Origin of the sequence: Priestia endophytica, from assembly GCF_026790145.1 — a bacterium.
Lineage (GTDB): Bacteria > Bacillota > Bacilli > Bacillales > Bacillaceae_H > Bacillus_I > Bacillus_I endophytica_A.
This window is the reverse complement of the sequence record NZ_JALAMS010000032.1, coordinates 121,004-139,924: the sequence shown is the minus strand read 5'-3', so window position 1 is coordinate 139,924 and position 18,921 is coordinate 121,004. Positions and strand designations below refer to the sequence as shown.

Annotated in this window: 20 protein-coding genes (1 of these 20 running past the window's edge); 15 read left to right on the top strand and 5 right to left on the bottom strand. The window is 37.2% G+C overall.

The window, feature by feature from the left end; translation table 11 throughout:
• Together MOC86_RS20960 and MOC86_RS20955 are read right to left on the bottom strand one after the other, a co-directional pair.
• Nucleotides 1-571: the 5' portion of a TIGR00266 family protein gene (locus tag MOC86_RS20960; protein WP_268585927.1), read on the bottom strand. The gene continues 230 nt to the left of window position 1, outside the view; 571 of the gene's 801 nt are visible here — the first part of the coding sequence; the start codon lies at nucleotides 569-571; the stop codon falls past the left edge of the window.
• 198 nt (nucleotides 572-769) lie between these two features.
• Nucleotides 770-1,696 (bottom strand): 1,4-dihydroxy-2-naphthoate polyprenyltransferase, encoded by a 927-nt coding sequence (locus MOC86_RS20955; protein ID WP_372439972.1) that lies wholly within the window; start codon nucleotides 1,694-1,696, stop codon nucleotides 770-772.
• Between the two features lie 392 nt (nucleotides 1,697-2,088).
• On the opposite strand from MOC86_RS20955, the gene MOC86_RS20950 reads away from it, so the two are divergent.
• The 13 genes from MOC86_RS20950 (at nucleotide 2,089) to MOC86_RS20890 (ending at nucleotide 15,084) form a co-directional block, all read left to right on the top strand.
• On the top strand, nucleotides 2,089-3,492 hold the full coding sequence (locus tag MOC86_RS20950; RefSeq protein WP_268585926.1) for an isochorismate synthase: 1,404 nt from the start codon (nucleotides 2,089-2,091) through the stop codon (nucleotides 3,490-3,492).
• Nucleotides 3,482-5,221, top strand: a complete 1,740-nt coding sequence (menD, locus tag MOC86_RS20945; RefSeq protein ID WP_268585925.1) for a 2-succinyl-5-enolpyruvyl-6-hydroxy-3-cyclohexene-1-carboxylic-acid synthase — start codon at nucleotides 3,482-3,484, stop codon at nucleotides 5,219-5,221. The genes MOC86_RS20950 and menD overlap by 11 nt, the downstream gene beginning before the upstream one ends.
• The gene (gene menH / locus MOC86_RS20940; RefSeq protein WP_268585924.1) at nucleotides 5,218-6,030 is read left to right on the top strand and encodes a 2-succinyl-6-hydroxy-2,4-cyclohexadiene-1-carboxylate synthase; all 813 of its coding nucleotides are present in this window, start codon (nucleotides 5,218-5,220) and stop codon (nucleotides 6,028-6,030) included. The genes menD and menH overlap by 4 nt, the downstream gene beginning before the upstream one ends.
• Before the next feature lie 14 nt (nucleotides 6,031-6,044).
• The gene (gene menB / locus MOC86_RS20935) at nucleotides 6,045-6,866 is read left to right on the top strand and encodes a 1,4-dihydroxy-2-naphthoyl-CoA synthase (protein WP_019391070.1); all 822 of its coding nucleotides are present in this window, start codon (nucleotides 6,045-6,047) and stop codon (nucleotides 6,864-6,866) included.
• A gap of 69 nt (nucleotides 6,867-6,935) precedes the next feature.
• Nucleotides 6,936-8,390 (top strand): o-succinylbenzoate--CoA ligase, encoded by a 1,455-nt coding sequence (locus MOC86_RS20930; protein ID WP_268585923.1) that lies wholly within the window; start codon nucleotides 6,936-6,938, stop codon nucleotides 8,388-8,390.
• Complete coding sequence (menC, locus tag MOC86_RS20925; protein ID WP_268585921.1) at nucleotides 8,380-9,480, top strand: o-succinylbenzoate synthase; 1,101 nt, start codon at nucleotides 8,380-8,382, stop codon at nucleotides 9,478-9,480. The genes MOC86_RS20930 and menC overlap by 11 nt, the downstream gene beginning before the upstream one ends.
• Nucleotides 9,481-9,736: 256 nt before the next feature.
• Entirely contained in the window at nucleotides 9,737-10,669 is a 933-nt protein-coding gene (locus tag MOC86_RS20920) for a metal ABC transporter solute-binding protein, Zn/Mn family (RefSeq protein WP_326847754.1), read from the top strand.
• A 12-nt stretch (nucleotides 10,670-10,681) separates the two neighbouring features.
• Nucleotides 10,682-11,431, top strand: a complete 750-nt coding sequence (locus tag MOC86_RS20915) for a metal ABC transporter ATP-binding protein (protein WP_268585920.1) — start codon at nucleotides 10,682-10,684, stop codon at nucleotides 11,429-11,431.
• A 13-nt stretch (nucleotides 11,432-11,444) separates the two neighbouring features.
• A complete protein-coding gene (locus MOC86_RS20910; protein WP_268585918.1) occupies nucleotides 11,445-12,776 on the top strand; it encodes an iron chelate uptake ABC transporter family permease subunit in 1,332 nt (443 codons plus the stop codon).
• A gap of 14 nt (nucleotides 12,777-12,790) precedes the next feature.
• Complete coding sequence (locus tag MOC86_RS20905; protein ID WP_268585917.1) at nucleotides 12,791-13,687, top strand: metal ABC transporter permease; 897 nt, start codon at nucleotides 12,791-12,793, stop codon at nucleotides 13,685-13,687.
• Between the two features lie 85 nt (nucleotides 13,688-13,772).
• Nucleotides 13,773-14,225: an acyl-CoA thioesterase gene (locus MOC86_RS20900; RefSeq protein WP_243516874.1), complete on the top strand. Its 453-nt coding sequence runs from the start codon at nucleotides 13,773-13,775 to the stop codon at nucleotides 14,223-14,225.
• 246 nt (nucleotides 14,226-14,471) lie between these two features.
• On the top strand, nucleotides 14,472-14,753 hold the full coding sequence (locus tag MOC86_RS20895) for a DUF2325 domain-containing protein (RefSeq protein WP_243516877.1): 282 nt from the start codon (nucleotides 14,472-14,474) through the stop codon (nucleotides 14,751-14,753).
• 22 nt (nucleotides 14,754-14,775) lie between these two features.
• On the top strand, nucleotides 14,776-15,084 hold the full coding sequence (locus MOC86_RS20890; RefSeq protein WP_268585916.1) for a hypothetical protein: 309 nt from the start codon (nucleotides 14,776-14,778) through the stop codon (nucleotides 15,082-15,084).
• Nucleotides 15,085-15,096: 12 nt separating this feature from the next.
• On the opposite strand, the gene MOC86_RS20885 is transcribed toward MOC86_RS20890, so the two are convergent.
• Nucleotides 15,097-16,158 carry a cytochrome d ubiquinol oxidase subunit II gene (locus MOC86_RS20885; protein ID WP_243516883.1) on the bottom strand — a complete coding sequence of 354 codons (1,062 nt, stop codon included), beginning with the start codon at nucleotides 16,156-16,158 and terminating at the stop codon, nucleotides 15,097-15,099.
• Nucleotides 16,159-17,502: a cytochrome ubiquinol oxidase subunit I gene (locus MOC86_RS20880; RefSeq protein WP_268585915.1), complete on the bottom strand. Its 1,344-nt coding sequence runs from the start codon at nucleotides 17,500-17,502 to the stop codon at nucleotides 16,159-16,161.
• Between the two features lie 158 nt (nucleotides 17,503-17,660).
• Here MOC86_RS20880 and MOC86_RS20875 point away from each other — a divergent pair, with 158 nt between their 5' ends.
• Both MOC86_RS20875 and MOC86_RS20870 read left to right on the top strand, forming a co-directional pair.
• A complete protein-coding gene (locus tag MOC86_RS20875) occupies nucleotides 17,661-17,906 on the top strand; it encodes a type B 50S ribosomal protein L31 (protein WP_061803998.1) in 246 nt (81 codons plus the stop codon).
• Between the two features lie 120 nt (nucleotides 17,907-18,026).
• A complete protein-coding gene (locus MOC86_RS20870) occupies nucleotides 18,027-18,596 on the top strand; it encodes a beta-class carbonic anhydrase (protein WP_268585914.1) in 570 nt (189 codons plus the stop codon).
• Here the strand turns inward: MOC86_RS20870 and yidD are convergent, their stop codons facing one another.
• Nucleotides 18,597-18,836 carry a membrane protein insertion efficiency factor YidD gene (yidD, locus tag MOC86_RS20865; RefSeq protein WP_268585913.1) on the bottom strand — a complete coding sequence of 80 codons (240 nt, stop codon included), beginning with the start codon at nucleotides 18,834-18,836 and terminating at the stop codon, nucleotides 18,597-18,599.
• Between the last annotated feature and the right edge of the window lie 85 nt (nucleotides 18,837-18,921).

The window sequence follows — 18,921 nt, the reverse complement described above, 5'->3', positions numbered from 1 at the left end:
TTTTTGTCATAGCAACTAAACATCCTGTATCAACACGTAGACGTTCACCACGTTCAAGTGTTTTCTCGTGGATTGTACCCCCAGCATGAAGGAAAGCAAGACCATCACCTTCTACTTTTTGCATAATAAATCCTTCTCCACCAAAGAAACCTGTTCCAAGTTTTCGTTGGAAATCAATTCCAACTGCTACACCTTTTGCTGCACAAAGAAAAGCATCTTTTTGACATATGATTTTGCCGTTTAGTTCGCTTAAATCCATTGGGATAATCTTTCCTGGATAAGGGGCAGCAAAAGAGACGCGACGTTTGTTATGAGCGCTATTCGTAAATGCTGTCATAAAAAGACTTTCGCCTGTTAATACACGCTTGCCAGCTCCCATAAGCTTTCCAAATAGTCCACTTCCACCAGAACTTGCTGATCCATCTCCAAAAATGGTTTCCATTTCAATGTTCTCTTCCATCATCATCATACTTCCAGCTTCTGCTATAATACTTTCACGTGGATCAAGTTCAATCTCTACGAACTGCATATCATCTCCATAAAGTTTATAATCTATTTCATGTGAATTCATTTCTTCTCCTCTTTTCAAATAGTTTTCTTCTTGTAATACGTTGTACAAAGTTAAAAAGTTTCAACATGTAATAGGATAAGCACAATGTTCTTTTCTAATGTATAGGATTATAAAGCATATAATTAAAAGTCGATCTTAAATAATGAGAAATAACAGTATCGTAATATAAGAAAAAACACAGTCAAAAGACTGTGTTTTTTAGAAGAAGTAGCCGATAAAAAGACCAATGGATAATAAAAATCCAAAGAACGTATTTGTTTGTGCTGTAGCTTTCATAGCCGGTACCATTTGAATTGGCATTGTTTTTCCAATAAATCCTTTTACAGCTTGGATTGGTTTTGGAAGGCTAAGGAATACTAATAATAGCCAAGGGCTTGCTACTCCTGCAATAATAAGTCCAATAATCCATACATAAGATACGGTGAACATAGATGCTAACACTACAATAGACTGTTTCTTTCCGACGAGAATAGCTAACGTCTTACGGCCAAACTCTTTGTCTCCGTCAAAATCACGGATATTGTTTGCAAGTAGAATAGCACCTACAAGAATTGCAATAGGAATAGATACGACAACACTTTCTGCTGTAATCTTTCCTGTTTGAATGAAGAAAGAAATCAATATGATGGAACTTCCCATCATAAGTCCTGATACGAGTTCTCCAAACGGTGTATAAGCAATAGGGTATGGACCTCCAGTATAAAGATATCCAACAGCCATACAAAAAAGGCCGATAAGCGCAAGCCACCAGCTGCTACTCATGCAAATATATACCCCAATAATCATTGATAATAAGTACAAAATAAGAGCACTGTTCATAATTGTCCGAGGAGAAATTCCTTCACGAACAATTCCGCCACCAATTCCTACCGAGTTTTCATTGTCAAGTCCACGCTTGAAGTCGTAATATTCGTTGAAAAGGTTCGTAGCAATTTGAATAAAAAGACACGCAATTAACATTGCTAGAAAGATGGGAATATTAACTGAAGTAGATTGCATAGACAGAGCTGTTCCAATTAAGACAGGAACAAAAGCTGCTGTTAAGGTATGTGGACGTGTTAATTTCCACCATACTTTCCATCCCTTTTTTGGCGATTGAGCAGCACGCGGTTGTGATGATTGCATGCTTGTTCTCATCCTCTCTCTAGAAAGATATTTATAAAAACATTTTAGATAGACGTTTTTAGACAAAAAACACCTAACATTAGTGTAGAGAAAATCACGAGAAAGTTCAACTTTTTTTCACTTACTAAATCTTTGTGCAAATAAAGTTTAAAAAGGGGTATAGAGATTACATTTAGATTATGAAGCCCTTCACTAGCATTTTTAAAGAGAAAGATTTATAATTATTTAGTTGCGTATTTCTACAACATTAGACAAGCATTTATTTTAAGAGAAGATTTTTTTCTTTGTTACAACTTTCTATCTTTAAGAAAAGATTTTACCATATAAATTTCCCTAAAATAAATTGGGAAATAAAAATAAGATTATGTCAGATTTTACTGGAGGGAGCTAGTGTGGTTACAAGCATTGAGGAAGCGAAACGGAAAATTGAAGACGCTAGTTTACGTGCTAATAAATTAGAGAAGCCTCAGTTTGTTAGTATCGTAAAGCAAATTGCTCAGTTTGATCCTCTCTCTGTTTACTATAATGGGCGCCATTTATATGAAGGGAAGCGTTTCTTTTGGAAAGATGCGTATGATCCTTTTTATCTAGTTGGATTTGATTATGCCCATATTATTGAAAAGAATAAGGGTAGAGATCGTTTTAAGTATGTTGAAGAAGAATGGAAGCGTTTTATTGGAGGTGCAGAGGACAACAAAACACCGTTTGGGACAGGTAACTTGCTTTTTGGAGGATTCTCTTTTCATCCTTATCAAAAGGAAGATAATTTATGGACGAGTTTTCCTGTTAGTCGTTTTTTTGTTCCTAAAGTTCTTTTTACCTCCTATAATAAAGAAGCTTTTTTAACCTTTAATCGATATATTAAGCAAGGCGAATCAGTAGAGGACATTATAAAAGAAATGGAGCATATCGAAGAAACTTTTCTTGCTTCTGACACTCTTCCATCTCAAGTTCATAACAGAGATGCTGTTCAACATGAAGTCGCTCCTGAAGAATGGAAAAGAGCTGTGAAGCATGCAACAGAACAGATTAGAAGTGGTGAAATTGAAAAAGTTGTATTAGCACGTGAATTACAAGTAACATTTCATGAAAAAATATGGAGTGAATATGCCTTATCAAACTTGCTAGAAGAACAGAATTTAAGCTATATTTTTGCTGTTGAACAAGATAGCCAATGTTTTATCGGTGCTTCTCCGGAACGACTTGTAAAAAGTGTTGATGGTGAGGTCTTTTCAACGTGCTTAGCAGGCTCTATCCCAAGGGGACATTCTGCAGAGGAAGATGAAAAATTAGGGGAAGAGCTATTGAACGACGAAAAGAACTTGTTTGAACATAACCTTGTTGTAAATATGATTGAAAAGGCAATGAAAGAGACGTGCTTAAATGTATATGCCCCTGAGCATCCAACTCTTTATAAAGTAAAGCATATTCAACACTTATATACTCCTATTAAAGGAAAAGCAAAAGAAGGAACCACTCTTATTGAACTTGTGGAGAAACTGCACCCAACTCCTGCTCTTGGTGGATATCCTAAAGAAGAGTCTGTTGAGGTGTTAGAAAAGCTAGAGGTGTTTGAAAGAGGATGGTATGCAGCCCCAATTGGATGGCTTGATGGGGATGGTAACGGTGAATTTATTGTTGGAATACGATCAGCATTGCTGCGTGGTCATGAAGCATCACTTTTTGCAGGTTGTGGAATTGTGGGAGATTCAGATCCTCAAAGTGAATATGAAGAAACAAAAACAAAATTTAAGCCAATGCTTTCAGCGTTAGGAGGAATGAACAATGACAAGTGATGCTCTTACTTCATATGTAGCAACATTTGTAGATGGACTAGTAAGCAGTGGCATTGTGGACGTTGTTATCAGTCCTGGATCTCGTTCAACTCCGCTTGCACTTACAATGGCAGAGTGTGACGAACTAAATGTGTATACTAATATTGATGAACGATCTGCGGCTTTTTTCGCTTTAGGAATAGCGAAAGCAAAACAGCATCCTGTCGTTTTGCTTTGTACGTCAGGTACAGCAGCAGCTAACTATTTTCCTGCTATTGTAGAAGCCCATTATTCTCGTGTCCCGCTTGTTATTGTAACAGCAGATCGACCGCATGAGCTAAGAGAAGTAGGGGCTCCACAAGCAATTGATCAAGTAAACTTGTACGGTAAGTATGCCAAATGGTTTGTGGATGTTTCTATACCTGAAAGCTCAGTAGAAGCTCTTCGGTATATTAAACAAGTAGCTAAAAGAGCTGTTCATGTTGCTGAACGTGGTGGCCAAGGCGTTACACATGTGAACTTCCCGCTTCGAGAGCCACTTCTCCCTAACTTAGCAGAAGTGCACAATTTCTTTGAAGAAAGAAGAGAAGAGCGAAAAAAAGTAAGCGAGAGAATTGGTTCCCAAGCTGATGTTGCTTACGTAGAACAATTGTTGGAAAGAGCAGAAAAACCTCTTTTCATTTGCGGCCAACAAATTTCTGAAGAAGGAAGCAGGGAGATTGTTGCTTTAGCAGATATGCTTAATATTCCTATTCTTGCTGATCCTTTATCAAATATTCGAACAAATAAGCTAGTGCAAGATGTTGTAATGGATAGTTATGATACTTTCTTAAAAAATGAAAAGGTAGCTGAAGAATTAGCACCAGATCTTATTGTTCGTTTCGGTGGAATGCCTGTTTCAAAAACAACGCTCAAGTTTATGACAAACTACGCACCAGAAAATTTCATAATGGTAGATCATACATTAGATTGGCGTGATCCGACAGGAACGATAACAGATGTTATTGTATCGCATGAAGAATTTTTATGTAGAAGCTTAAGGGAACAATGTGAAAACATCATTTTCTCAAAAAATTGGCTTTCAAAATGGATGAATGTGCAAAATATCACAAGTGACCTTCTTAAGCAGGCAATGGCCAATACAGAGGAACTTGATGAAGGAAAAGTTGTTGTAGAACTTCAAGAAGCTCTTCCAGAGCAAAGCCTTCTTTTTGTTGGAAACTCTATGCCTATTCGAGATGTTGATACATTTTTAAGAAAGTCATCTAAAAGTCTAGATGTATTAGCAAATAGGGGAGCTAACGGAATTGATGGAGTTGTTTCAGCAGCACTTGGCGCAAGTACTGCTTATCATCATTCTGTATTATTAATTGGCGATGTATCTTTTTATCATGATTTAAATGGGTTATTAGCTGCACATTTGAATGAATTGAACCTAACCGTTGTGCTTGTTAATAACGATGGTGGAGGTATTTTCTCTTTTCTTCCTCAAGCAAAGGAAGAAAAGCATTTCGAACTTCTCTTTGGTACGCCACTCGGAATTGATTTCTCAAATGCTGTAAAAGCTTATCATGGGTCATTTCATAAAGCGAGCAATTGGGCGGATTTTCGTTATTACCTTGAGGAATCTTTCAGAACGAAAGGTGTTACAGTCATTGAGATTGAAACAGTGCGTACGAAGAATGTTGAAACACATCGAAGCATGTGGAAAGATATTGAGGATGCTTTAAATGAGGAAAAGAAAAAATGAACAAAATCATTCGTGGAGTGAATTATAATATTGAAATCGAAGGAGAAGGCCCACCTCTTCTGCTTCTTCACGGTTTTACAGGATCTCAGGCAACATGGAAACATGTGAAGAAAGATTTTACTCATTATAAAGTGATTACAGTAGATCTTATTGGACATGGAGAAACAGACAAGCCTGCTGATCCTAGTCGTTATACGATGGAGGAAACTGTAGCAGACTTGCTTCAATTGTTCTATGAATTAAAGATTGAAAAAGCAGCGATTCTTGGTTATTCAATGGGTGGAAGAGTTGCGTTATCGTTTGCAATCTTATATCCTCATAAAGTGACAGCACTTATATTAGAAAGCTCTTCACCTGGTCTTAAGACAATTGAAGAAAAGAAAGCTCGTCAATTGAATGATGAGCAACTTGCTTCTTTCATTAACGAAAAAGGAATAGAGGCTTTTGTCGAAAAGTGGGAAAACATCCCGCTCTTTCGTTCTCAAAAGTCCTTGCCAAATGATATTATTGAAGAAGTAAGAAAAGAGCGATTAAAAAACGTTCCCCGCGGTTTAGCAAATAGCTTAATTGGGATGGGGACAGGCATGCAGCCTTCATGGTGGCCGCTTTTGTCTACTCTCAATATGCCAACACTTCTTATCACAGGAAAACTTGATATAAAGTTTTGTCAGATTGGTTCAGAGATAGATGAGCAGCTTACAAACTCTTTTTTAGAAAGAGTTAAAGAAGTTGGGCATGCTATACATGTGGAAAAACCTCGAATTTTTAGTAAAATAGTAGATGGGTTTTTACAAAGTGTACATGAATAAAGGAGGACTAAAAAATGTCTACAGTAGAATGGACTGCAGAACGTAAGTACGAAGATATTTTATATGAAACGTACAATGGAATTGCTAAAATCACAATTAACAGACCAGAGGTGCATAATGCATTCCGCCCACGTACAGTTTCAGAGCTAATTGATGCTTTTGCATATGCTCGTGATGATGCTAATGTTGGTGTTATCGTACTAGCAGGTGCTGGTGAAAAAGCATTCTGCTCTGGTGGAGATCAAAAAGTACGTGGTCATGGTGGCTATGTTGGGGATGACCAGATTCCTCGTTTAAACGTACTTGATTTACAACGCTTAATTCGTGTTATTCCAAAACCAGTTGTTGCAATGGTTTCAGGATACGCAATTGGTGGAGGTCATGTTTTACACTTAGTTTGTGACTTAACAATTGCAGCTGATAATGCTGTGTTTGGTCAAACAGGTCCAAAAGTAGGGAGCTTTGATGCTGGTTATGGTGCTGGTTATCTTGCTCGCGTTGTTGGGCATAAAAAGGCGCGTGAAATTTGGTTCTTATGTCGCCAATACAGTGCACAAGAAGCATTGGATATGGGTCTTGTAAATACAGTGGTTCCTCTTGAGAAGCTAGAAGAAGAAACTGTTCAATGGTGCAACGAAATGCTTGAGAAAAGTCCGACTGCTCTTCGTTTCCTAAAAGCTGCGTTCAATGCAGATTCAGATGGACTAGCAGGTATGCAACAATTTGGTGGAGATGCAACGCTTCTTTACTACACAACAGATGAAGCAAAAGAAGGAAGAGATGCTTTCAAAGAGAAACGTACTCCAGACTTCAAGCAGTTCCCAAGATTCCCTTAAAAATAACAAAGAGAAAGCAGCTTAATGAATTTCGTTAAGCTGCTTTTTCGATAAAGAAGGAGTAATAATATGGAACAGACAATGCCAAGCTGGTTAAAAAAGAGAGCTTTTCTGTCTCCGAACCGGATTGCAGTTAAAACGCCGAAAGAAGAAATTACATTTAAAGAACTTTTTATAAAAGCAGAAGAAATAGGGAAGAAGTTAGGGGCACTTGGGATAGAAAAAGGAAGCCATGTTGGGATTCTTGCTCACAATAGTTTAGATTTCGTCATTTTTCTTCATGCACTGCTTGGTATAGGAGCTAAAGTCGTGTTTTTAAACACTAAGCTAACGGAGAAAGAGCTATCGTTTCAGCTAGAAAATAGTAAAGCTTCTATTCTTATTACAGATGATGAACTATTTAAAACGTCAATTACAGGTGTTCAAAAAGCTTCATTTTCAGAAGTGAAAAAACTTGAAGAGCGTAATCTATCTTTCCAAGAGGAAGTTTCCCTTTCAGATGTAGCAACAATTATGTATACATCAGGAACAACAGGAAATCCTAAAGGGGTTGTTCAAACGTATGGGAACCATTGGTGGAGTGCGACTGGATCTTCTTTAAACTTAGGTCTTCATGATAATGATCGTTGGCTTTTGGCCGTGCCACTTTTTCATATTAGTGGATTTTCGATTTTAATGCGCAGCGTCATATATGGAATGACTGTAATTCTTCATGAGAAATTTGAGGCAGAAAGAGTGCAACATGCTATTTTTTATGAGGGGGTAACAATTATATCCTGTGTAACAGCAATGCTGCAGAAAATGCTAGAGCATCTTCACGAGCCGTATCCAGATACATTTCGATGTCTTCTCTTAGGAGGAGGTCCAGCTCCTTTGCCAATACTAGAAAAGTGCAAAGAAGCAAACATTCCTGTCTATCAAACATATGGAATGACGGAAACTTCCTCACAAATTGTAACTCTTTCACCTGAGGATGCGCTTACTAAACTTGGGTCGGCTGGAAAGGTGCTTTTCCCAGCGCAGCTAAAAATAAAATCAGAGAATAAGCAAGAAGTAGGAGAGATTGTTGTAAAAGGACCGAACGTGACAAAAGGATATCTCTACAACGAAGAAGCAACAAATAAAGCCATTATAGATGGATGGCTTCATACGGGAGATATGGGATATGTTGATGAAGATGGTTATTTGTACGTACTTGATCGACGTTCAGACTTAATCATCTCAGGGGGCGAAAATGTATATCCGGCAGAAATAGAATCTGTGCTTCTTTCGCATCCTGCTGTTAAAGAAGCTGGTGTAACAGGTCAAGATGATGAAAGATGGGGGAAAGTTCCGGCTGCTTTTCTTGTCATGGCACACTCTATAGAGGAAAGTGAGCTAAAATCATTCTGTCAAAAAAGACTCGCTTCCTTCAAAATTCCAGCAAACTTTTATTTTGTAGATGAGCTAACAAGAAACGCTTCAAATAAATTAGTGAGACGGAAGCTGTTTTCTTTGCTAGAGGGTCAACAAAATGAAGATTGAGAATATCACCTTATATAGGTTGAGTCTGTCATTAAAAAGTCCTTTTTCTACAAAGTATGGAACAGTAAAAGATAGAGAGTTTTTACTTCTTAAAGTGAAAGATGAAACAGGAGCAGTTGGCTGGGGAGAATGTGTTGCTTTTGATACTCCATGGTATACGGAAGAAACGGTAGATACGTGTGAATATGCGTTAAAGCATTTTTTAATTCCCTTTTTGAAAGGGGAAAAGGTAACACACCCAAGGGAAACAACCAAATTGTTTTCATTCGTTCAAGGTCATAGTATGGCTAAGGCATCGCTTGATTTAGCTCTATGGGATCTTTATGCAAAGAAGCTTGGCAAACCGTTAGGAAAGGTCCTTGGAGGCACAGCTTCTAAAATTTCCTCAGGAGTAGCTATTGGTATTAGTGATGAAGAATCAATGATTCAAAGTATTAAGGGATATGTAAAGGCAGGATATAAACGCTTTAAAATTAAAATTAAACCTGGTCACGACTATGAAGTTTTGAAAAAGATTCGTCACCAATTCCCAGATTTACCGCTTATGGCAGATGCTAATGCTTCATATACATTCACTGATATGTCTCTTCTAGAACAGCTTGACTCTCTTAACTTGATGATGATTGAGCAGCCCTTTGGAAAAGATGAATTTTTTCAACATAGCGAACTTCAGCGAGTATTGAAAACGCCGATTTGTCTTGATGAAAGCATTACATCTGTTGAAAAAGCTTACCAAGCGATTCAATTTAAGAGCTGCAAAATTCTTGTTGTGAAACCAGGGAGAATTGGTGGGCTATCCCCATCTCTTCAAATTCATGAGCTAGCTCTTAAACATCATTTTCCACTCTGGGTTGGTGGGATGATTGAATCTGGTGTGTCTCGTGCTCATAATGTAGCACTTGCAAGCTTGCCTGGTTTTACAATTTCAGGTGACGTTTCTGCGTCAGACCGTTATTGGAGTCGAGATGTGATCAAAAAAGGGATTAAAGTTTTTGATGGTCATATTGAAGTACCATTAGAAAGTGGTTTAGGATTTTTCATTGATGAGCCTTTTATTGATCAAATTGCAACTAAAAAAGAAGAATTTTAAATATAAAAGCTCGGAAAGAAGAATAATTTCTTTCCGAGCTTTTATATTTAGAGAGAAGATGTTTGTGAAGAACAGAACGATAATATGAAGAATATACAAAAAAAGTTGACATTTTTTCAATTAGGCTATATTTTTTGTATTAAGGAAACTTTTTAGTATGTAAGCATAAATTATTCTAAAAAGAAAAAGGTATTTTTTTGCTTAAAAAGTTGCCTTAGAGCAAAAAAATAGTGCGAGCACAAAAGGGGGATGAGTTTTGAAGAAGTTAGTCGTAATGATAGGGGCATTTTTGTTCATTTTAGTACTGGCAGGTTGTCAAAGTGAAAAGGCAAGCTCGTCAGGAGATAAAGGAGAAAAAGTAAAAATCACAGCTACAACAGGTCAAGTTGCAGATATTGCTAAAAGTATTGGTGGAGATAAAGTCACAGTAGAAGCCTTAATGGGACCTGGTGTTGATCCACATCTTTATCAACCTTCTCAAGGAGATATTAAAAAAATACAAGAAGCAGATATAATTCTTTACAATGGTCTACATCTAGAAGGAAAGATGGGGGATATTTTTGAACGAATTGAGAAAGAAAAACCTGTTGTGCCTGTAGGAGAAGCTATTCCAAAAGAAAAGCTCATTAAGTCTGTAGATGATGCAAAGCTTTATGATCCACATGTTTGGTTTGATCCAGAGCTTTGGGTGTATGCAGTTGAAGAGACAAAGGAAGAACTTGTGAAGCTTGATCCTGATCACAAAGGTGAATATGAAAAAAATGCAGAGCAATATATAGAGGAATTAAATAAGGTGAAAAAAGAAGCGAAAGAGAAGTTTGCTGAAATCCCGAAGGAACGTCGTATTCTTGTTACAGCTCATGATGCTTTTGGTTACTTCGGCAAAGCCTACAATATGGATGTTATGGGACTACAGGGTTTAAGTACAGACTCTGAATATGGTTTAAAAGACGTTCAAAATTTAGTAGATACACTTGTCGATAAAAAAATTAAAGCTGTATTTATTGAAAGTAGTGTCTCTAAAAAATCAATCAATGCAGTTGTAGAGGGAGCGAAAAAAGCAGATCACAATGTAAAAATTGGTGGAGAACTTTACTCAGATGCAATGGGGGAAGAAGGAACAGAGGAAGGTACATATATTGGGATGTACCGTCACAATATTGAGCAAATTTCAAAGGCGCTTAAATAAAGGAGGTAGGACATGGAACCTGTAAGAGTTGATAACTTAACGGTTGCTTATCATAAAAAACCAGTTCTTCAAAACGTTAGCTTTTCAATTCCAGAAGGAAAACTGATTGGAATTATTGGTCCAAATGGAGCTGGGAAGTCTACACTTATTAAAGCAATATTAGGATTGATACCAAAAGCAAGCGGACATGTATCTATTTATGATAAGCCATATGAAAAACAAAGAAGCCTTGTTGGTTACGTACCTCAAAGAGGATCTGTGGACTGGGACTTTCCCACAAATGCACTTGATATTGTATTAATGGGAAGATACAGACACATTGGCTGGCTGAAATACCCTTCTAAAAAAGATAAACAGTTTGCAATGGAATGTTTGGATAAAGTTGGAATGTCAGCATTTGCTGGTAGGCAAATTAGTCAGCTATCTGGAGGACAGCAGCAGCGCGTATTTCTAGCAAGGGCACTTGCTCAAGATGCTAAAGTGTACTTTATGGATGAACCGTTTGTTGGAGTTGATGCTGCAACTGAAAAAGCAATTATTACTCTACTAGATGAACTAAAAAAACAAGGAAAAACGGTTCTTGTTGTTCATCATGATTTGCAGACTGTTCAAGAATATTTTGATTGGGTTTTTCTATTGAATATGAGAAAGATTGCAATAGGCCCAACAGAAGAGGTATTTACCTTTGATAATTTACAAACAACATATGGCGGGGGATTAGCATTTTTAAATCAAGAAATGCTTGTCACATCTAAAAAGTAGAGGAGGGAGGACGATGGAAGTTATTCAAGAAGTTTTTAAGAATGGAAACGTTCAGTGGGTATTGCTTGGAACATTACTGTTAGGTCTTTGCAGTGGGGTTCTTGGCAGCTTTGCTCTTTTAAAAAAGCAAAGCTTAATTGGAGATGCAATGGCACATGCAGCTCTTCCTGGAATATGTCTCGCTTTTCTCATTGTAGGAGAAAAGGCGCTTATCCCATTCATCATTGGAGCTACTATACTAGGAATGATTGCAACTTACTGTATTCAATTCATTGTGAGGCATTCACGTATTAAAGAAGATACGTCGATTGGGCTTGTGCTTTCTGTCTTCTTTGGTATAGGGATCGTTCTTCTTACGTATATCCAGCATAATGGAGCCGGAAATCAAAGTGGACTTGACGATTTCTTATTCGGTCAAGCGGCTTCTCTTGTTGGAGCAGATGTTCAGATTATTAGTATCATCTCTCTGCTTCTTTTATGTGTAACAGCTCTTTTATTTAAAGAACTTAAGGTCATCACATTTGATCCACAGTTTGCAAAAGGATTAGGACTTCCTGTGAGAGGATTAAATGGTTTACTAATGACAATGATTGTACTTGCGGTTGTTATTGGCTTGCAAGCTGTTGGCGTAATTTTAATGTCTGCTTTACTCATCACTCCAGCTATTACGGCGCGCTACTGGACAGACAAATTGAGCGTTATGACAATCTTATCAGGGATAATGGGCCTCGTTTCTGGAGGGCTTGGAACAATTGTGAGCTTAAGTTACGCCTCTTTACCAACAGGCCCTGTAATTATTTTGTCTTTAACTGTCCTCTTCCTTTTTTCACTTTTATTTTCTCCAAAGCGAGGGCTCATTTCCACGTTAATTAAAAGAATTCGTTTTAATCAAAACATGCTAAGAGAGGATGTTCTTGTTCTTTTTTATGAAGGAGAAGAGTGGGCAAAGCTTCAGAAAAAGCAAGATTATTCTCCGTCTATGTCTTCTTCAGATCTTATGAAAACAAGATTTATTTCACAGAGGAAATTAGAACGAAATTTAAAAAAGTTACGTTCAGAGCAGTTATTGAAGAAAAATAGTAGAGAGGAATATCGTTTAACAGAAGAAGGTCTTTCAGTAGCTCACGAGCTGACCTTAAAAAGAAGGCTAATGGAAGTGTATCTTATGAATGAAATGCACTATGGTCATCTCCAATTAAGAACAGCTCACGGGGAAATCAGAGATATACCAAAAGATATTCTAACAGAACTTCTAGACATTCTTAAAAACCAGGGTCGTATGCCTTTCCTTTTAAAAGAACAAGAGAGCGAACTAACAGAAACAACGCCAGAAAATATTTCATAAAGGAGGTTAGGAATTTGAGCTTTGAAGGATGGATTATTATTACCGGAATGCTTGTTGGGATTGTTTGTGGAACAATTGGCTGTTTTTTAATTCTCCGTAAGATGGCAATGCTAGCAGATGCAATTAGTCATACTGTACTTCTCGGTATTGTTGTAGCTTTTTTAGTCAGCAACAGCTTGGACGGTATTTACATGCTGATTGGGGCAGCCTCTGTTGGATTATTAACAGCTTGGTTTGTTCAGCTTTTGCATCAAAGCGGTGTTCAATCAGATGCAGCTATTGGGGTTGTGTTCACATCTCTTTTCGCGCTTGGCGTTGTCCTTGTGACTGTCTATGCAGATAAGGTGCATTTGGATGTGAATCATGCTCTTATGGGCGATATTACATTTGTGCCATGGAATACACTGGAGCTCTTCGGTTATTCTTTAGGACCTAAAGCAGTATGGATGCTTGGAACTGTAGCTCTTATTAATTTCATATTAATATGGATTTTTTATAAGGAGTTGAAGATTACTTCTTTTGACCCTCAAATGGCACTTGAGCTTGGTATTCCAGTTACATTTATTCACTATTTGCTGATGGGGATGCTTTCCTTATCAACTGTTGCCTCATTTGATAGCGTTGGGGCCATTTTAGTTGTTGCAATGCTTATTGTTCCAGGAGCAACAGCCTATTTATTAACTGATCACTTAATCGTCATGATTATACTAAGTGCCGCTGTTGGGGCAGTAGCAGCTGTTATTGGATACTATAGTGCATCATATTGGAACATATCTATAGCAGGTGCAATGGCAGCTTCGTGTGGTCTGCTTTTCTTGTTAGCTTTTCTTTCTTCACCAAAGCATGGCCTTCTTTTTAAGCGACTGTCACAACAAAAGCTTAAACAAAGCGAAGGTTTTTCAGAAAAGTAATGACCCTTCATTTGAAGGGTCATTTTTTGTATAAATTCTCCTTTACTGACAAAGCTAGTATGTGAATAGAAAAGGAGAATTTAACATGAAAGAAATTCTAATGAAAGATTCAAAGGTTATGCAAACAAAGCTTGTTCTTCCTCTTGATACAAATAATCTAGGAACAATGTTTGGGGGAAGAGTACTGGCCTCCATTGATGAGATGGCTGCTATTGTTTCAATGAAACATTCTGCTTCAACAACGGTCACAGCTTCTATTGATTCTGTGGATTTCCTATCTCCCGTAAAGGTTGGAGATATTTTAAGTATTGAAGGACTAATTGCTCATACAGGAAGGAGTTCAATGGAAGTATATGTAAGAGTGATAAAAGAAGATTGGAAAACAAAAGAGAGAGTTACTACTACAACTTCTTTTGTCACAATGGTAGCTATCAATGAAGAGGGAAAAACAATAGAAGTTCCAAAAATTGTGCCCCAAAGTGAAGAAGAGAAAGAGATTTATGAATCAGCTTTAAAGCGTAAACAGCAAAGAATCTAGCTATAAATGGGCATGCAATATAAGCATGCTCATTTATTTTTTCTATAGGACAGAACAACTAATTGATAAATGTTATCAATTAGTTGTTGACAAAGAGAATCATTCTCAATTATGCTAGTTATAGAAGAGCAAAGAGAAAAAATATTCTGATTGCTTGTTGAGGATACTTAAATATGATTATGGAACGCCAAGAATTTAACATAATGAACGTGAAAATAGAAGAAATAAAAGAAGGGTGGAGCTAAAATGGGATCGATTTTAGTTGTTGGAGGAGACCGTGTTAAACATATTACAACAAGATTAGAGAATGAAGGGTACAATGAGGTGATTCATTTAGACGGACGTAAGGCAAACATGGTAAAGCGAGATATTCCAGAACATATTCGTTTCGTGCTTGTCATTACTGATTTTATCAATCATAATCTTGCAAAAGTAATTAAAGAGAAAGCGAAAAAAAGCGCTAAACCAATTTACTTTGTTCATCATTCGTGGAGCGCAATCTACCGAGTAATTCAAAAGATAGACTAATAAAAAACGAAAGAGGGATAGTATGAGCTGTAATGACATAAGGAAAGAAGGGTTGTTCTTAGATTGGATAATAGAAAGTACAAAAAGTGAAGCAAAGTGGAAGAAGCCTATTATAAGGGCAATAGAGAAAATTACAACTTTGTTCTATCAAGCCCCGCAAAAAGAACGTTCTTCTCTCTATTTACTTCAACTTATTGACAAGTACTGGCATAATATCCCGAGAGAGTCTTTTCAATCCTTAACTGAATATTACCTTTTGTTAGCAAAAGTCAGTGATTACTTATTAACAACTCTTTTATATAATCAAAAATCCCCTCTTAGAGAGTCCTAGGAGGGGGTTTTTTTAATAGGCACCTTCTGGATCATTATCATCTTTTGATTTGAAGTTCTTCTTCAGATAGCCGCGATCTTTCATGAAAAGTCTCCAAAAATACACAAACCCAGGGAAGAGAATGATGAACGCTACAATATAAGTGATAAACAGAGCTTTAAAAGTTGCCGGATCTGTAAATCCTTCTTCAAGTGTTACATGTGGGTAAACCATGTATGGGAGATGAGAGCGGCCATACACATAGCTTGCAAAGAAATATTGAATAATAACCATCACAACAGAAATGCGGGGTCTTCCAAGCCTTGATTTTGTTGGAAGGAAGAGACACAGTCCTGCGATAATAAAAGCAATAATAGAAGCAACTAGAGCCCAAATATGATCCATCATATTGTTGTAAATCCAAGGGCTTTCAGTTCGTAATGTTGCTATAACAAGAAACCCAGCAATAAGGGAGCATGGGCCTGTGATGAGAGCATCACGTCGATATACTTCGTATGCATTGTACTGATCAGATGTTTTGGAGTAATCTGTCAATAGAAGTGATGAAAGAAATAGCGTTGATGTGAAGGCGAATAGCATAAACATATATACGTTTGGGCTAGTAAAAAGTGCTCCTAAATTTAAATGATCGTTTCCATTCACTTTGTTAATATAGCCACCGTGTGTGATAGGGAGAACGCAAATTAACAGAGCAGGGATGAAAATACCTGATACGCCAGAAACGTAAATTAGTGCTTTTTCATATCCTTTAGCCATGTGAGAAAAAACAAGGAATCCGCTTCGAATCGCAAGCAAGAGAAGCATAATACTTCCTGGAATAAGGAGAACTGTTCCGAGCGTAAATGTAGCACTTGGAAAGAAACTAAATAATCCAACCACAATAGCTACAATAAATACGTTTGTAACTTCCCATGTTGGTGAAAGGTAACGGTTTGCAATATTCGTTGCATTCGTTTTTTCTTTGTTAATATACACCATAGACCAAAACCCAGCTCCAAAATCCATGGAAGCCATAATGGCATAGATAAAAACAAGCCCCCACAAAAGAGTAACAGCAATGAGCGTATCCGCCATTTAAATTCCTCCTTCAGAGTTTAGTTTAGCTAAATCTTCTGAAACAGGATGTCTCTTGAAGTAATAGCGAAGCACAAGAACAACAGCTATTCCTAAAATAATATAGACAAGAAGGAATAGGAAAAAGAGTAGACTTAAATCTGCTGATGTTGTAACAGCTTCAGACGTCTTCATCATACGGTAAATGATCCATGGCTGACGTCCTGTACAAGCAAAGATCCATCCGGATTCAATAGCAATTACAGCAAGCGGGCCTGAGATAATAAATGCCCAGAGAAAAAGTTTCGGAAATTCTTTTTTCTTTAAGAACTTCGTCCACACGAATGCTGCAAGAGCTAACATAAGAAGAAATCCACCAATGACAACCATTGAGTTAAATAAAGTGTGAATAAATAACGGTGGCCAATATTCTCTTGGGAAATCATTAAGCCCAATTACAGTAGTATTAAAACTGTTGCCAGCTAAAAAGCTTAACGCCCATGGGAACTCTATTCCGTATTTAATTTCTTGATTTTCAACATCCGTGAATCCTCCGAGTGTTAGTGGAGCATGATCCTGAGTTTCGAAAAGCCCTTCAGCACCTGCTAGCTTTTCTGGCTGATATTCATAAAGATGCTGCGCTGATTCATGACCGTTAAGGGCTGTTAGAAAAGAGAATATTCCTCCAACAGTTAAACCGATAATAAGAGCTTTTCGGTGGAAAGAGTATACCTTTTTATCTTTGCGCGAGCGTAGCATTTTGTAAGCAGCAATCGAAGCAATAATAAAACCAACTGTTGTATATGCTGAGACAACAACATGCCCTGCTGTGACTAAAAAGCTTGGATTAAAGAAAGCTGCCCAAGGTTCAACATTAGTAATATTTCCATCTGTAATGGTAAACCCTGCAGGAGTTCCTTCAAAAGCATGGACATTCGTAATTAAGACAGCTGAAGCTGCTCCACCAATTGCAATAGATATGACACTAATAATCCTCATCAATGGAGAAATGCGGTCTGCTGCATACACGTAGATAGATAAAAAGAGAGCTTCAATAAAAAAAGCATAAATTTCAATTTGGAACGGAAGAGACATAACTTTACCAACAACCTCCATAAAACCAGGCCACAATAAAGAGAGCTGTGTTCCGGCAATTGTTCCGGTTGGAATAGCAACGCCAAGTAAAACAGAGAAACCTTTGATCCAACGCTGTGCCATAATGTTATAAGACGGATCTTTTGTTTTTTGATATAAAAGTTCTGCAATGAGAATCATAAGAGGAAGACCAACGCCTAGTGTGGCAAAAATAATATGAAAACCCATTGTCATTCCAAACATTGAGCGTGCTGTAACTAAGTGATCCATAATGCTCCTACCTTTCCAGTGAAGTATCAATAAACCTTATTGTCCACTTATTGGAATTAATTATTCATGATTTTGGAAGGGAGGAAAACTTTTCGTTTGCAAATAGTAATGGTTACGTTTTATAATAGGGATATGATTTTGAAAGGAGCACGATAACTATGAAACAAAATTTACATCCAGATTATCAGCCTGTAGTATTTATGGACACAAACAGCGGATATAAATTTTTAAGTGGTTCAACAAAGAAATCAAACGAGACAATAGAGTGGGAAGACGGAAACACTTATCCGCTTTTAAAAGTAGAGGTTTCATCTGACACACATCCATTCTACACAGGCCGTCAAAAATTTGGTAACCGTGATGGACGAGCAGAGCAGTTTAAGAAGAAATATAATATGAAGTAAAAACAACAATAAAAGGAGGATGTTCTAAAAGGATAAATTTTAGGACATCCTCTTTTTTAAAAATTTGATATAATAAATAATGAATTTCACAATATAAGATATGATAAGGGGAGTAGAAAAATGTTAGAACAAATTCTAGAATATAACAAGCAATTCGTTGAGAAACAAGAGTACAAAACATTTGAAACAACAAAGTTTCCAAACAAGAAATGCGTTATTTTAACATGCATGGACACAAGACTTATCGAACTTTTACCAGCAAGTATGAACTTAAAAAACGGAGACGCTAAAATTGTAAAATCAGCAGGTGCTGTTGTTTCAACACCATTTGGCGGAATTATGCGCAGCCTTATTGTTGCTATTTATGAATTAGGCGCAGATGAGGTATTTGTTATTGGTCATCATGACTGCGGAATGAGCAGTATCAATCCAGAGTCTGTAAAGAAAAAATTTGTTGAACGCGGTATTACAGAAGATACAATCCATACGTTAGAAAATGCTGGAGTTAACCTTGATGACTGGCTTCGTGGATTTGATAATGTAACAGATAGCGTTCAACAAAGCGTTGATCAAATTCGCAACCATCCGCTTGTACCAAACGTCCCTGTGCACGGTTTAGTCATTGACCCTGCAACAGGAAAATTAGATGTTGTAGATCGTGACGAAAAAGCCGTTACTTCAGCGAAATAATTATTTTAAATGTGAATGCTTGTCCTTTTTTTCAGGAACTGGATCAAAGCCTCCTGGATGGAAGGGATGGCATTTTAATATTCGTTTTATTGTAAGGTAGGTACCTTTAATGGCTCCAAAGCGCTGAATCGATTGAAGACCATAGTGTGAACATGTGGGATGAAAGCGACAGCGTGGAGGAGAAAGGGGAGAAATGAACAGCTGATATCCTCTAATAAGCCAGAGCAATAATTTTTTCATAAATAAAACCTTCCTTAAAAAGAGTGTTCTAAATTTATTATAACCTACGATATGTTATACTAGATACGATTAAAAAATACAAATG

Bases quoted from the DNA above. Each gene is read 5' to 3' on its own strand.
- menD (WP_268585925.1), top strand. From the start codon at position 3,482: ATGACAAGTGATGCTCTTACTTCATATGTAGCAACATTTGTAGATGGA.
- MOC86_RS20890 (WP_268585916.1), top strand. From the start codon at position 14,776: ATGAGCTGTAATGACATAAGGAAAGAAGGGTTGTTCTTAGATTGGATA.
- MOC86_RS20955 (WP_372439972.1), bottom strand. From the start codon at position 1,696: ATGCAATCATCACAACCGCGTGCTGCTCAATCGCCAAAAAAGGGATGG.
- MOC86_RS20915 (WP_268585920.1), top strand. From the start codon at position 10,682: ATGGAACCTGTAAGAGTTGATAACTTAACGGTTGCTTATCATAAAAAA.
- MOC86_RS20875 (WP_061803998.1), top strand. From the start codon at position 17,661: ATGAAACAAAATTTACATCCAGATTATCAGCCTGTAGTATTTATGGAC.
- MOC86_RS20910 (WP_268585918.1), top strand. From the start codon at position 11,445: ATGGAAGTTATTCAAGAAGTTTTTAAGAATGGAAACGTTCAGTGGGTA.
- menB (WP_019391070.1), top strand. From the start codon at position 6,045: ATGTCTACAGTAGAATGGACTGCAGAACGTAAGTACGAAGATATTTTA.
- MOC86_RS20870 (WP_268585914.1), top strand. From the start codon at position 18,027: ATGTTAGAACAAATTCTAGAATATAACAAGCAATTCGTTGAGAAACAA.
- MOC86_RS20880 (WP_268585915.1), bottom strand. From the start codon at position 17,502: ATGGATCACTTAGTTACAGCACGCTCAATGTTTGGAATGACAATGGGT.
- menC (WP_268585921.1), top strand. From the start codon at position 8,380: ATGAAGATTGAGAATATCACCTTATATAGGTTGAGTCTGTCATTAAAA.
- MOC86_RS20930 (WP_268585923.1), top strand. From the start codon at position 6,936: ATGGAACAGACAATGCCAAGCTGGTTAAAAAAGAGAGCTTTTCTGTCT.
- MOC86_RS20900 (WP_243516874.1), top strand. From the start codon at position 13,773: ATGAAAGAAATTCTAATGAAAGATTCAAAGGTTATGCAAACAAAGCTT.
- yidD (WP_268585913.1), bottom strand. From the start codon at position 18,836: ATGAAAAAATTATTGCTCTGGCTTATTAGAGGATATCAGCTGTTCATT.
- MOC86_RS20895 (WP_243516877.1), top strand. From the start codon at position 14,472: ATGGGATCGATTTTAGTTGTTGGAGGAGACCGTGTTAAACATATTACA.
- MOC86_RS20885 (WP_243516883.1), bottom strand. From the start codon at position 16,158: ATGGCGGATACGCTCATTGCTGTTACTCTTTTGTGGGGGCTTGTTTTT.
- menH (WP_268585924.1), top strand. From the start codon at position 5,218: ATGAACAAAATCATTCGTGGAGTGAATTATAATATTGAAATCGAAGGA.